This is a genomic window from Glycomyces sp. NPDC047010, from assembly GCF_040644205.1.
Classification (GTDB): domain Bacteria; phylum Actinomycetota; class Actinomycetes; order Mycobacteriales; family Micromonosporaceae; genus Glycomyces.
This window is the reverse complement of sequence record NZ_JBEYVY010000017.1, coordinates 1-12,744: the sequence shown is the minus strand read 5'-3', so window position 1 is coordinate 12,744 and position 12,744 is coordinate 1. Positions and strand designations below refer to the sequence as shown.

10 protein-coding genes are annotated in these 12,744 nt (G+C 73.2%); 8 read left to right on the top strand and 2 right to left on the bottom strand.

Annotation, left to right across the window (positions count from 1 at the left end; all coding sequences use genetic code 11):
• Positions 1-64 precede the first annotated feature (64 nt).
• Complete coding sequence (locus tag AB0A65_RS25240; RefSeq protein WP_359955147.1) at positions 65-1,267, top strand: sulfotransferase; 1,203 nt, start codon at positions 65-67, stop codon at positions 1,265-1,267.
• On the opposite strand, the gene AB0A65_RS25235 is transcribed toward AB0A65_RS25240, so the two are convergent.
• Entirely contained in the window at positions 1,264-2,475 is a 1,212-nt protein-coding gene (locus tag AB0A65_RS25235; RefSeq protein WP_359955144.1) for an ROK family protein, read from the bottom strand. The genes AB0A65_RS25240 and AB0A65_RS25235 overlap by 4 nt on opposite strands.
• A gap of 143 nt (positions 2,476-2,618) precedes the next feature.
• Between AB0A65_RS25235 and AB0A65_RS25230 the strand changes: the two genes are divergently transcribed.
• Positions 2,619-4,262 carry a glycoside hydrolase family 13 protein gene (locus AB0A65_RS25230; protein WP_359955141.1) on the top strand — a complete coding sequence of 548 codons (1,644 nt, stop codon included), beginning with the start codon at positions 2,619-2,621 and terminating at the stop codon, positions 4,260-4,262.
• Between the two features lie 45 nt (positions 4,263-4,307).
• Here the strand turns inward: AB0A65_RS25230 and AB0A65_RS25225 are convergent, their stop codons facing one another.
• Positions 4,308-6,824: an Hsp70 family protein gene (locus AB0A65_RS25225; protein WP_359955139.1), complete on the bottom strand. Its 2,517-nt coding sequence runs from the start codon at positions 6,822-6,824 to the stop codon at positions 4,308-4,310.
• Between the two features lie 100 nt (positions 6,825-6,924).
• Here AB0A65_RS25225 and AB0A65_RS25220 point away from each other — a divergent pair, with 100 nt between their 5' ends.
• The 6 genes from AB0A65_RS25220 to AB0A65_RS25195 all read left to right on the top strand — a co-directional run bounded on the left by AB0A65_RS25220 (position 6,925) and on the right by AB0A65_RS25195 (position 12,602).
• Complete coding sequence (locus AB0A65_RS25220; RefSeq protein WP_359955136.1) at positions 6,925-8,052, top strand: DUF5931 domain-containing protein; 1,128 nt, start codon at positions 6,925-6,927, stop codon at positions 8,050-8,052.
• On the top strand, positions 8,027-8,665 hold the full coding sequence (locus tag AB0A65_RS25215) for a response regulator transcription factor (RefSeq protein WP_359955133.1): 639 nt from the start codon (positions 8,027-8,029) through the stop codon (positions 8,663-8,665). The genes AB0A65_RS25220 and AB0A65_RS25215 overlap by 26 nt, the downstream gene beginning before the upstream one ends.
• 71 nt (positions 8,666-8,736) lie before the next feature.
• Entirely contained in the window at positions 8,737-10,566 is a 1,830-nt protein-coding gene (locus AB0A65_RS25210) for an iron-containing redox enzyme family protein (protein ID WP_359955130.1), read from the top strand.
• Entirely contained in the window at positions 10,559-11,368 is an 810-nt protein-coding gene (locus AB0A65_RS25205) for a hypothetical protein (protein ID WP_359955128.1), read from the top strand. Before AB0A65_RS25210 ends, AB0A65_RS25205 begins: the two co-directional genes overlap by 8 nt.
• A 39-nt stretch (positions 11,369-11,407) precedes the next feature.
• Positions 11,408-12,001 (top strand): 3'-5' exonuclease, encoded by a 594-nt coding sequence (locus tag AB0A65_RS25200; protein WP_359955125.1) that lies wholly within the window; start codon positions 11,408-11,410, stop codon positions 11,999-12,001.
• Positions 12,002-12,137: 136 nt separating this feature from the next.
• Positions 12,138-12,602 (top strand): hypothetical protein, encoded by a 465-nt coding sequence (locus AB0A65_RS25195; RefSeq protein ID WP_359955122.1) that lies wholly within the window; start codon positions 12,138-12,140, stop codon positions 12,600-12,602.
• The last annotated feature ends 142 nt before the right edge of the window (positions 12,603-12,744 follow it).

Here is a 12,744-nt window from a genome sequence, read left to right as displayed (position 1 = left end):
TCCCCGCGAGCCGGTCATGAGAGACTGGCTCGCGTTCGTTCCATCGCCCTGAGAGGACGTACCTATGCGCCGTGTCGCCGGCTGGGTCAAGCCCCTGAACACCGTGATGTCCCCCGCCCTCAGGAAGGCCGTGCGGAACCCGGACGGGGCGTTCGAGCAGGCGCTGGCGAAGGCCGAGGCCGCGGCGGGCGTGAGCGCCGACATCGACCGCGCGTTCGTCGACGACTACCGGGACCTGATGCGCCGCTTCGCGAAGGTCCGCGACATCTCGTACCTGGGCTGGACCGCGACGGTCTCGGAGCTCCAGATGCGCATGGAGAACCGGCTGCGCATCAAGCGCCTCCACGCCGAGCACCCCGAGATCGCCCACCAGCCCATCGACCGCCCGATCGTGGTGGTCGGGCTGCCGCGGACGGCGACCACGCTGGCGCACAAGGTGATCGCCGCACCGGACGGCAACCGCGCGCCGATGATGTGGGAGTTCCACCACGCCGACCGGTTCGACATCGACCCGAAGCTGCGCGAGCAGCGCCTGAAGAAGGCCCGCCGGATCTCCGCCGCCGTCAACGTCATCACCCCGATCTGGGAGACCATCCACCCCAGCACCGCCGAGACCCCCGAGGAGTGCGTGCTCGCACTCCCGCACGGCCTCCAGTGGGGCACCCGCTTCAAGCTGAACGGGTACCGGGAGTGGCTGGAGCAGCGCGACTTCGTGCCGGACTACCAGTACCTCAAGGAGTTCCTCCAGGTGCTCCAGACCGGCGACCGGACCCGCCGCTGGGTCCTCAAGTCCCCCTTCCACCTGTACAACCTGGGCGCGCTCCTCAAGGTCTTCCCGGACGCGCACATCCTGTGGACGCACCGCGACCCGCAGACCGTCATGGGGTCCTGGTGCTCGCTGGTGGAGACCGGGACGGCGCTGTGCAACCGCCGCTACGACACGCAGGAGATCGGCCGCGAGTGGCTGTCCTCGCTGTCGTGGATGGTCGAGCAGGGCCGCATGTCGCGCCTGGACATCCCGAAGGAGCGGATGGTCGACGTGTCGTACCACCAGCTCACGGCCGACCCGCACGGGCAGCTCCCGCGGATCTTCGAGCGCCTCGGCCTGGACTGGAGCTTCAAGGAGCAGGGGAACCTCGACGACGTGCTCGCGCGCCCGGGCATGCGCCGCAACCACGAGTACTCGCTCGCCAGGTACGGGCTGGACCCGGACATGGTGGACGCGGCGTTCGGCGACTACACGAAGCTGGTCAACTCGATCCGCTAGGGCCGCAACGGCTCCAGGTCGAGGGCGTCGGACCTGACGACCTCCAGGGCGCGGGCGACCGCGCCGAGGCTGACGACCCCGCCGCCGAGCGTGGAGGCCACGAGTTCGGGTCCGGGCGGGTGGGTCAGCTCGTCGAGGCGTTCGGCCGCGCGCTTGAGGACCGGGTCGAGGGACGCGGCGACCGCACCCGCGAGGACGATCCGCTCGACGTCGAGCAGGCCCCCGAGGACCGCGCAGATGCGCGCGAGCCGCTCGGCCATGCGCTCGGCGAGGTCGAGCGCGGCCGGGTCCCCGGCCGCCGCGGCGGCGAGGACGAGTTCCGCGCCGAGGGCCTCGGCGGGGGCCGTCATGATCGCGCTCGCGGGGTCGGCGGTGCCCGCCGCGCGCACTTCGAGGGCCCAGCGGCGCAGCAGGTTCCCGATGCCGTGGGTCGAGCCCACGCCGTCCACGAGGGTGAGCAGGCGCAGCTCCCCCGCGGCGCCGGAGCGGCCGCGCACGAGGTGGCCGTCCACGACGTACCCGGCGCCGAAGCGCTCCCCGGAGACGAGCGCGATGTACGAGGAGGCGCCCGCGCCCGCGCCGAGGGCGCCTTCGGCGAGCGCGGCCAGGTTCGCGTCGTTCTCGACCTCGGTGCGCCAGCCGCGCCCGCGGAAGTGGGCGGCGTAGCCGGGGTTCATGCGGGCCCAGAAGCGCCGCTGGCCCACGGGAGAGGCGCCGTCGAGGTCGGTGGGGGCGGGGACGCCGACGGCGATGCAGAGCACGGCCTCCGGGAGGGCCCCGGCGCGGCCGAGCGCGGCGGCGATCGTCGCGTCGGCGACGGCGAGGCGCGCGGCGGGGTCGGTGCCGTCGGGGTCGACCTCGTGGTGGGCGCGGGCGAGCTCACGCCCGCGCAGGTCGGCGGCGGTGGCGGTGATGCAGTGCTGCCCGGCGTCCACGCCGAGGACGACCCCGGCGTCGGCGCGCAGCTCGTAGCGGCGGGCGGGGCGGCCCTTGCGGTACTCGCCCCCGGCGGCGCGGGCGTTGGGCAGCTCGGCGAGCCAGCCGCGGTCCACGAGCTCGTCGCACAGGGCGATGACCGTCGAGCGGGTCAGGCCGGTGGCGGCGATGACGTCGCTGGCGGTGAACGCCTCGGCGTCCCATGCGCGGTCCAGGACCGCCGCGGCGTTCGCGCGCCGCTGGGGGTGGGTCCGGTCCTCTGATTCGGTCACACTGATCGACACCTGCCTCTTGACACCTCGCCTTCGCTGCCCCAGTATGGCGTGAGTGATTTGATTTTGGTATTAGATTTAATCACGAGATCATTCCGGCCCGCGTCCCAGGCGCGGCCCACCACCACCGAAAGGCACCCAAGATGGCTGCTCAGAACGGCGCCGACTGGTGGCGCCAGGCCACCGTGTACCAGATCTACCCGCGCAGTTTCGCGGACGCGAACGGCGACGGCCTCGGCGACCTGCCCGGCATCGCCTCCCGCGTCGACTACCTCGCGCGGCTCGGCGTGGACGCGGTGTGGCTCAGCCCGTTCTACCCGTCGGCGCTCGCCGACGGCGGCTACGACGTGGACGACTACCGGAACGTCGACCCGCGCCTGGGCACCCTCGACGACTTCGACGCGATGATCGGTGCGCTCCACGCCGCGGGCATCAAGCTCATCGTGGACATCGTCCCCAACCACTCCTCCAACCGCCACGAGTGGTTCCAGGCCGCGCTGGCCGCCCCGAAGGGCTCCCCCGAGCGCGACCGGTACGTCTTCCGCGACGGCCTCGGCGAGAACGGCGAGCTCTCGCCCGCGCCCGACTGGGTCTCGGCGTTCGGCGGCCCCGCGTGGACGGCCGTGGGCGACGGCCAGTGGTACCTGCACCTGTTCGCGCCCGAGCAGCCGGACTTCAACTGGCGCAACGAGGAGGTGCGCGAGGACTTCCTGAAGACGCTGCGCTTCTGGTCCGACCGGGGCGTGGACGGCTTCCGCGTGGACGTCGCGCACGCCCTCGCCAAGGACCTGCCCGCGGACCTGCCGTCGCAGGCGCAGCTCGACGCGATCGACAAGGCCACCGGCACGCACCCGCTGTGGGACCGCGACGAGGTCCACGAGATCTACACCGGCTGGCGCGCCGTGTTCGACGAGTACGACCCGCCGCGCATCGCCGTCGCCGAGGCGTGGGTGAACCCGCCGTGGCGCCGCGCCCGCTACGCCAGCGCCGCGGGCCTGGGCCAGGCGTTCAACTTCGACCTGCTCGAAGCGGACTTCGACGCCGGGGCGTTCAAGGGCATCATCACCGAGAACCTGGAGCAGGCCGCGGCCTCGGGCTCCTCCACGACCTGGGTGTTCTCCAACCACGACGTCGTGCGCCACGCGACCCGGTACGGCCTGCCGCCCAACGGGGACCAGCCGCGCAAGTACAACCGGGCGTGGCTGCTCTCGCGGGGGACCGAGCCGGAGCTGGACACCGCGCGGGGCCTGCGCCGGGCGCGGGCCGCGACGCTGCTCATGCTGGCGCTGCCGGGCTCGGCGTACCTGTACCAGGGCGAGGAGCTGGGCCTCGGCGAGGTCGCGACGATCCCCGACGGGGCGCGGCAGGACCCGACGTTCGTGCGCAGCCCGGGGGTGGACGTGGGCCGCGACGGCTGCCGCGTGCCGATCCCGTGGACCGTGGAGGGCCCGTCGTTCGGGTTCGGCTCGGGCCCTGCGCACCTGCCGCAGCCGGACTGGTTCGGGAAGGTGTCGGTGGAGGCCGAGGACGGCGACGCGGGCTCGACGCTGTCGCTGTACCGGGCGGCGCTGGGGCTGCGGCGGGAGCTGCAGGCCGACGAGACGCTCGCATGGGTGCCGAGCCGCGACGACGTGCTGCACGTGCGGCGCGCGAACGGCTGGGAGGCCGTGGCGAACTTCGGCACGGCGCCGGTGGCGCTGCCCGAGGGTGAAGTGCTGCTCGCGAGCGGGCCGCTCGGCGAGGGCGAGCTGCCCGGCGAGACGACCGTGTGGCTGAAGCAGGCTTAGGACGCAAGGGGAAGGGCGCGGCGGGTTCCCGCCGCGCCCTTCGCGCTATTCGAGGGACCAGACCTCGACGTCGCCGCCCGCGGAGCCGGTGACCGCCACGGGGTGGCCGGTCACCTCGGTCACGGCCGTGTCCTGGACGAGGTCCTCGCCGGAGTGCGCGGCGAACAGCTCCCCGATCTGGGTGCCGTCCTCCAAGTCGTACAGGCTCAGGCCCTGGTCGCCCTGGAGGAGCGCGGTGGCCTCGCTCTGGAGCTCCACGATCCAGGCGCCCATGACGGCCTGCGACAGCTCCATCGCGGCCGTGCCGTACGGCTCGGCGGCGGCGAGGTGCCAGCCCTGGACGGAGCCGTTGGCGGTGACGGTGAGGCCGAGGGCCTTCCCGGCGGCGCCGCCCGCGGCGAACGCGGTGACGTCGTAGCCGAGTTGGTCGAAGGTGCCGGTGGTGGACTCGCCGGTGGCGAGGTCGTTGACGAAGACCCGGTTCTCGTACACGCCTACCTGGCGGAGGTACCCGTCGACGTCCTCGACCTGCGTGAAGTCGGCGTACTCGGTGGACACGTCGGCGATCTTCTGGCCGTTGACGAGCTGCACCACCTCGTAGTCGGTCATGTAGGCGGGCACCCCGTCCCACACGCCCGCCCAGTAGACGGTGCTGTAGGACGCCTCGCGGGTCGCGAGCGGGTGCTCCGGGTCGTCGGCGTACCAGACGGCCTCGGTCCCGTAGTCGCGCGAGAAGACCAGGGTCCGGCCCTCGTAGTCGAAGGCCCTGAGCACGTCGAGCGTGTCGGAGTGGCCGCGGAACTCGCCCTCCTTCTCGCCGGACTCCAGGTTCCAGACGCGGACGATGTAGTCGTCCCCGGCGGTGATCGCCACGGGCGCGTTGTCCACCGTGCCGGTCTCGACGGCGGTCACGGCGCCGACGTGGGCCTGCGGGAACTCCCCCACGAGATCGCCCGTGACGGCGTCCGAGATCGGCACGAGCCCGTCGGACGCCTCGGCGTTCTCCTGGTCCTCGCCGTTGCTGGAGGACGCGTTCTGCTCGTCGGTGCCGGCGTCCTCGCTCTGCGGGTCCGCGCCGCCCGCGAGGTCGCCGGTGTCCTCTTGGCGCAGGTACTTCAGGCCGATGAGGACGGCCAGCGCGAGGACCACGACCGCCGCGGCCGCGCCGATGACGGAGAGGCCCTGCTTGGACCTGATCCACGGGGTCGGCTCGGGTTGCGGCGCAGGGTGGTAGGCGGGTCCTTGCGGGTACTGGAGGGGCGGGGAGGGCGGCGGGGAGCCGGGCGGCGGGCCTTGGGGCGCGGCCATGGCGGGCTGCGTGACCGGGCTGGGGTGGACGACGGCCTGCGGGGTCGGCTGGGGGGCCGAGGGGTGCATGAGGGGCAGCGTCTGGTTGGTGTCCTGCGGCGGGAGGACCGGGGTGGGCTGGGGGACCGCGGTCTGCGGGGGCAGGGCCGGGCTGGGGACGCTCACCGGGGAGGAGATGGTGTGGTGGGCGGCGAGGCCGCCTTCGGAGACGGCGAGTTCGGGCTGCTCGATGGCGGCGGGGGCGATGCCGAGCTCGCGGTGGAGCTTGGTGGCGACCAGGGGCATGCGGGAGGCGGCGCCGACGAGGAACAGGGCGGTGATCTGGTCCTTCGCGAGGCCCGACTCGCGGATGACCCCCTGGGTGACGCGGATGGTGCGGGCGACCAGGGGCGCGCAGACCTCTTCGAGCTGGCCGCGGGTCAGGTGCGTGTCGACGTCGAGCAGGGGGATGGTGAGGTCGGTGGTGGCCGAGCGGGAGAGGCGCTCCTTCGCCTGGCGGACCTCGTCCATGAACGCGGTGCGGTGGCGCAGGTCGGCAGGTTCACTCGGACCGGTGAGGCGGGCCCAGCGCTCGTCCTCGGGCTGGACGGTGGCGGCGAGGTGCTCGGCGAGGGCCTGGTCGAAGTCGAGGCCCCCGAGGTCGTCCGCGCCGTCGACGGACAGGACCTCGAAGCCGTTCGCGTTGCGGCGCAGCACGGTGGCGTCGAAGGTGCCGCCGCCGAGGTCGTAGACGACGACGCCGTTGCCGGGGCGCACGTCGACGCTGAGGGTCTCCATGAAGTAGGAGGCGGCGGCGACGGGCTCGGCCACGAGGTCCACTTGTCCGAGGCCGGCCGCCGCGGCGGCGTCGGCCACGACGTGGCGGCGGGTCGGGCCCCAGGCGGCGGGCACGGTGACGGTGACCGGGCCGAGCGAGCCGAGGGTCTGCTCGCACTCGCGGGCGACGCGGGAGAGGACGGCGGCGATGACGCTGGTCACGGGGATCTCGGTCTCGCCGAGGAGGATCGACTCGTCGTCGATGCGGCGCTTGGGGTTGGGCTCGAAGCGCTCGGGGCGGCGGCGTCCGGAGTGGACGGCGTCGGCGCCGACGACCGGTCCGCCCTCGTCGTTCATGAACACCGCGGAGGGCAGTTGCGGCGAACCGTCGAACAACTGCTGGTGGACCCGCCCGTCCGCGCGCCGGATGGTCGCGACCGTATGGGAGGTGCCGAAGTCGATGCCGATCGCGGCGGGCCGTGGGCTGGAGAAGGACATGAGGTCACTGTAGTTTCCGCGGTCAACGCCACGGTGGACGGGAACCGGGCGCAGAGGTTGGTGGCGGGGGCAGGTGGCGGGCGGCTGCGAGAATTCCTCAGTGGGAATTCAGACGCAGCTGCGGCGCGCGAACACGGTGTTCCGGTTCGTCGCGCTCGGCTACCCCGTGCTCCTGGGCGGCCTCGCGTTCGACTCGCTGCTGCGCCCGGTGTGGGCGGCGCTGCTCGTCGCGGTCCTCCTGGGCTGGACCTGGGCGGCCACCGAGTGGTACCGGCGGCGCGGCTACGAGCCGAAGGCCCTGTACACGGACCTGGCGGTGACGGTGTCCGCGGTCGCGGCGTCCTCGTGGGCGCTGGCGACCGACGGGGTGCCGGTGTCGGTGGGGCCGTGGATGGCCGGCGCGGTCCTCGCGTGGGCCGCGGCCTGGGGGCGGCGGTCCGGGGCCGTCGCGGGCGCGGTGGTGGCCGCGGCGGGCATGGTCTTCCGCGGCGGCGTCCACTCCAGCACCGTGAACGAGACGGTGCTGCTGGTGCTCACCGGGTTCGCGGCCGGGCACCTGGTGCGGCTCGGGGTCGTCGCGGAGCAGCGGATGCGCGAGGCCGCGGAGCGGAGCGCCACGGTGCGCGAACGCGAGCGCCTGGCGCGGGACATCCACGACTCGGTGCTCCAGGTGCTCGCGCTGGTGCAGCGGCGCGGCGCCGAGATCGGCGGCGAGGCCGCGGAGCTGGGGCGCCTCGCCGGGGGCCAGGAGGGGGCGCTGCGGGCGCTCATCCGCTCCGAGTCCTACCGCGACCCCCTTGGCGGCCAGCGCGACCTGCGCGGCATGGTCGGCCGGCACGAGGGCGCGGCGGTGACCGTCGCGGCCCCGGCGACGCCGGTGCTCCTGCCCGCCGAGACGGCCCGGCAGCTCGCGGCGGCGGTGGCGAGCGCCGTGGACAACGTGCGCGAGCACTGCCCGGCGGGCACGAAGGTGTGGCTGCTGGTGGAGGACGACGGGGAGGCCGTGCAGGTCACCGTCAGGGACGACGGCCCGGGGATGGAGCCGGGGCGGCTCGCGGCGGCGGCCGCGGAGGGCCGTCTCGGTGTGGCCCAGTCGATCGAGGGCAGGATCAGGGAGCTCGGCGGGACGACCGCCGTGGTCTCGGCGCCCGGGGAGGGGACGGAAGTGGAGATGCGCGTGCCGAGGATCGAAGGAGGCGCCGGTGGCGACGCTCGTCGTGGTCGATGACCATCCGATCTGGAGGGAGGCCATCGCCAGGGACCTGGAGGGGGCCGGGCACCGGGTGCTCGCCGCGTTCGGGGAGGGCCGGGCGGCCCTGGAGGGCATCAGGTCGCTGCGCCCGGAGGTGGCGATCCTGGACCTGCAGCTCCCGGACCTGTCGGGGGTCGCGGTGCTCCAGGGGCTCGGCGAGGACTGCCCGACGGCGGTGCTGGTGCTCTCGGCGAGCGGGGAGTCCAGCGACGTGCTGGAGGCGATCAAGGCCGGGGCGCGCGGGTACCTGGTGAAGTCGGCGTCCCCCGCGGAGCTGGCGGAGGCGGTGGAGCGGGTCGCGGCCGGGGACGCGGTGTTCACGCCGGGCCTGGCGGGCCTGGTCCTCGGCGAGTACCGGCGCCTGGCGAACACCCCCGAGCCGGACGAGCGGCCGCGCCTGTCGGAGCGCGAGACGGAGGTGCTGCGGCTCGTGGCGAAGGGCCTGGGGTACAAGGAGATCGCGTCGAGGCTGACGCTGTCGCCGCGCACCGTGCAGAACCACGTGCAGCACATCCTCGCGAAGCTCCAGCTGCACAACCGGGCGCAGCTGGTGCGGTACGCGATCGAGCAGGGCATCGACGGGGACTGAGTACTTTCGCCCCCGCGAAATGAGCGATCCGGCGGATGCGCGAGGCGCCCCGGATGGGGCTCAATGGAGGCATGAACGCCTTCATCACCGCCGCCGGGGCGTACCTCCCCGGGGACCCTGTCGGGAACGACGAGATCGCCGCGCGCCTCGGGGGCGTGGACGAGCGCGGGGACCGGCTCCGCCGCCGCATCCTCGCCGCGAACGGGATCGCCAAGCGCCACTACGCCCTCGACGAGCGCGGGCGCACCACCGAGCTGAACGAGGAGCTCGCCGCGAACGCGCTCCGATCCATGCTGGGCGACCGCGGGTACATCGCCGAAGACCTCGACATGCTCGCCACCGCGACCACCCAGGGGGACCTGCTGGTGCCCGGGTTCGCGTCGATGGTCCACGGGCGCCTCGGCGGCGGCCCGATGCAGCTGCTCTCTGCGGCGGGCGTGTGCGCCTCGGGCATCGCAGCCCTGGACGCGGCCGTCGCGAAGGTGCGGCTCGGAGACCGCGAGCGCGTGGCCGTGGTCGGCAGCGAGCTGGCGTCCCGATGGCTGCGGGCCTCTCGTTTCAACGGCGGCAACGACACCGACGCGCACTTCCTGCGCTGGATGCTCTCCGACGGCGCCGGCTCGGTGCTCGTGGAGCCGCGCCCGCGCCCCGACAGGCCCTCGCTGCGCGTGGACTGGGTGCGCACCGTCTCGCTCGCCCACGAGCACGCGGTGTGCATGCGGGCCGGGACCGACGGGTCCTCCCCCGCGGCCGGGCGGACCTGGCAGGACATGGGCAGCGCCGCCGCGGCAGAGCAGGCCGGGATGATGCTGCTGCGCCAGGACACCTCCGCGCTCGGGGCGCTCGCCGAAGCGGGGCTGAAGGAGTTCGCGTCGCTCGCGCAGCGCGGCCTCATCGACCTCAAGCGCCTTGACCACGTGCTGTGCCACTACTCCACGAACGCGTTCCGCGACATCGTCTTCGACCAGCTCGCGTCCACGGGCGCGCAGATCGACACCGGCCGGTGGTTCTCGAACCTGGAGACGCGCGGGAACACCGGGGCGGCCTCGATCTTCATCGCCCTGGAGGAGTGCTGGCGGGAGGGCCGGTTCGAGCCGGGCCAGACCGTGCTCCTCGCGGTGCCCGAGTCGGGCCGGTTCTCGTTCGGGTTCGCGCACCTGACGTGCGTGGGACCCGAAGCGCCGCAGGCGGTCCAGGTCCCCGAGCGGGCCGCGGTGCCGGTCCGCGAGTCGGTGGCCGCGGACGAGGGGAACGTGTTCGCGCGCCTCGACGCGGTCTGGCAGGACTTCGAGCAGCGGCTCGACGAGGTCCCGGTCATGCGGCGCCTCGCCGACGGCGAGTCCACCCTGGACGACTACCTGCGGCTGCTGTTCAACCTGCGCCAGCAGGTCGCCGACGGCGCCCGCTGGATCTCCCGGGCCGCCTCGAACTTCTCCGTCGACCACTTCGACCTGCGCAGCGCCGCCATCGGGCACTCCCAGGAGGAGCACCGCGACTTCATGATGATCGAGCGGGACTACGCCGCGTGCGGCGGCTCGATCGAAGCGATCCGCAACGGGCGCAAGAACATCGGGTCGGAGGCGCTGTCGGCGTACATGTTCCACGCGGCCTCGCAGCCCGATCCGGTCGGGCTGCTCGGCGCGATGTTCGTCATCGAGGGGCTCGGCACCGGGAAGGCCGCCGGGTGGGCCGCGCAGTTCAAGGAGCAGCTGGGCCTGCGCGACGACCAGGTGAGCTTCCTGGCCTACCACGGGGAGGCCGACGACGACCACTTCGCGAAGCTCCAGGCAATCCTCGCGTCCCCGCGGGTGGACGACGCGGCCGCGGACGCGATCGTGTCGACGGCGAAGATCGTCGCCCGCCTGTACGCGCTGCAACTCGAAGAGCTGGACAATGTCTGACCTCGCTGGCCCGCCCCTGTGGGACGCGATCACCGGCGACCCCTCGCTGGTCCTCGACCCCGAGACGGCCCGCAAGATCGCCGCCGACCAGCAGCGGTGGACCCGCACCTGGCTGTACCCGGTCGCACGGCCCGTCTCGCGGGTCCTGGCCCTGGTCATCCTGGTGCTCAAGCGGCTCACGCCGGTGCGCTGGACCGCGCACCGGCTCATGGACCGCCTCTGCATCTGGTTCCTGCGCCGCTTCGTGTCCCCGCAGGCCGTGGAGCTGCTCATCCGGCACTTCGTGATCGAGACGAACCTGCTCAACTTCATCGTCCGCAACTGCGACAACGAGATCGAGCCGGTCGCGCTGCGGCCCACCACGCTCGCGGGGCTCGGGGACAACGCCGTGATCGAGCACGACGTCAACGTGTACGTGGTGCTCGCCGGGATCGGGCCGCTCGTGTACGACGCCGGACCCGACTACTCCGGGCTCGACGTCCCCGAGCTCGACCCCGAGCCGGACCGGTTCCGGTTCATGCACCTCGACATCCAGACCGCCCTGTGCCTCATGAACCTCCCGTTCGCCGCGTGCCTCACCCCCGAGGAGTACCGCCGTGCCGTCCACTCCATGCGCTTCGACGACTCGATCCTGGCGATCCTCTCCGAGATCACCGGCGACCCGGCGTTCCTGCGCTGGTGCTCGGGCGACCTGTCGGTGCGCGTCGACTCCAATGCGGACGTGCCGCACGCGGTGTACCGCCATGCCGTGATCTGCGAGTACGCGCACGAGCACCTGCGGCGACTCGCGGCGCGCGCCTGAACTGCTACCGTCGTCGGCGCAGCAGAGGGAGGCACGCCTTTGGACGCCTGGGTGGCGATCGACTTCGAGACGGCGAACGGCAGCCGCGCCAGCGCCTGCTCCGTGGCCGCGGTCCGCGTCGAGAACGGCAAGGAGGCCGACTCGTACGCGACCCTCATCCGCCCGCCCGCCGGGCACGACCGGTTCGAGTTCCGGAACACGCAGATCCACGGCATCCAGCGGCGCGACGTGTTCGGGGCGCCCACCTGGAAGCAGGCGTGGGGCGAGCTGCGGGACCTCATCGGGGACGCGCCGCTCGTCGCGCACAACGCCGCGTTCGACACCTCCGTGATCCGCGGCGCGAACGCGGCGGTCGGGATCGAGGCCCCCTCGGTGCGGTACGCGTGCACGCTCGTCATCGCCCGCCGCACGTGGGAGCTCGACTCGTACACGCTGCCGCGGGTGGCGCGGGCGGCCGGGATCGCGTTCGGCGACCACCACCGGGCCGAGGCCGACGCGCGGGCCGCGGCGAACGTGCTCCTCGCGGAGCAGCGCGAACACGCCGTGGACTCCCTGGACGGGCTGCTCGACGCGGCCCGCGTCCAGTGGGGCCGCATTCACAGCGGTGGATACGACGGCTGCCGCAAGTATTGACCCTGGTCGATATCGGTGGGTTCTGTCGGTCTGGACGTTTTCACACCTTCGGTGTCAAGAACCCGTCAAGGCCGTTGACGCAGGTCAATTGCGGTGGTGCGCTTGAGGGACCAAGCGGATCAACCGGAGGTGGATGATGGAGCGCACTCCCTCGACCCCGTACTCCCGCGCCGGCGGCCTGGCCGCCCTCGGCGGTTCCATGCTCGTCGCGGGCTCGATGTTCCTCCCGTGGGCCGACGCCGGAGGAGGGACGGTGAACTTCTGGGGGCTCGGCGGCCTCGTCAACGGCGACGGCGACACCCGCACCTACGGCCTCTCGGTGGCCCTGATCCCGCTCCTCGTGCTGTGGTGCGCGATGTTCTTCGCCTGGCGGACCCACGAGACCCGCATGGCCTGGGCCTTCGGCGGGTTCACCGGGGCGATGCTCCTCTACGGCGGCGACCTGCGCATCAGCGAGGACCTGGCCGGAAGCGCGCACGGCGCCGGCGAGATCGTCGCCGCGGTCGGGCTGCTGCTCCTGGCGGCGGGGTGCGTCCTCGCGCTCGCCGCGAACATCCCCGAGCCGGTCCAGTCCCGCACGGACTGGAAGGGCTCGCTCTAGGCGGACCGGAAACCCTGCGGCGGGGGGGCCCCCCGGGGGGGCCCCCCCGGCAAGTGGCCCCGGGGGGGGGGGGGGGCGGCCCGCCCAACAAAAGCGGGGAAAAAGGAAGAGGGGGGGGGGGGGGAGGAGGGGGGGGGGTGGT

Bases quoted from the DNA above. Each gene is read 5' to 3' on its own strand.
- AB0A65_RS25240 (WP_359955147.1), top strand. From the start codon at position 65: ATGCGCCGTGTCGCCGGCTGGGTCAAGCCCCTGAACACCGTGATGTCC.
- AB0A65_RS25230 (WP_359955141.1), top strand. From the start codon at position 2,619: ATGGCTGCTCAGAACGGCGCCGACTGGTGGCGCCAGGCCACCGTGTAC.
- AB0A65_RS25225 (WP_359955139.1), bottom strand. From the start codon at position 6,824: ATGTCCTTCTCCAGCCCACGGCCCGCCGCGATCGGCATCGACTTCGGC.
- AB0A65_RS25210 (WP_359955130.1), top strand. From the start codon at position 8,737: ATGAACGCCTTCATCACCGCCGCCGGGGCGTACCTCCCCGGGGACCCT.
- AB0A65_RS25205 (WP_359955128.1), top strand. From the start codon at position 10,559: ATGTCTGACCTCGCTGGCCCGCCCCTGTGGGACGCGATCACCGGCGAC.
- AB0A65_RS25195 (WP_359955122.1), top strand. From the start codon at position 12,138: ATGGAGCGCACTCCCTCGACCCCGTACTCCCGCGCCGGCGGCCTGGCC.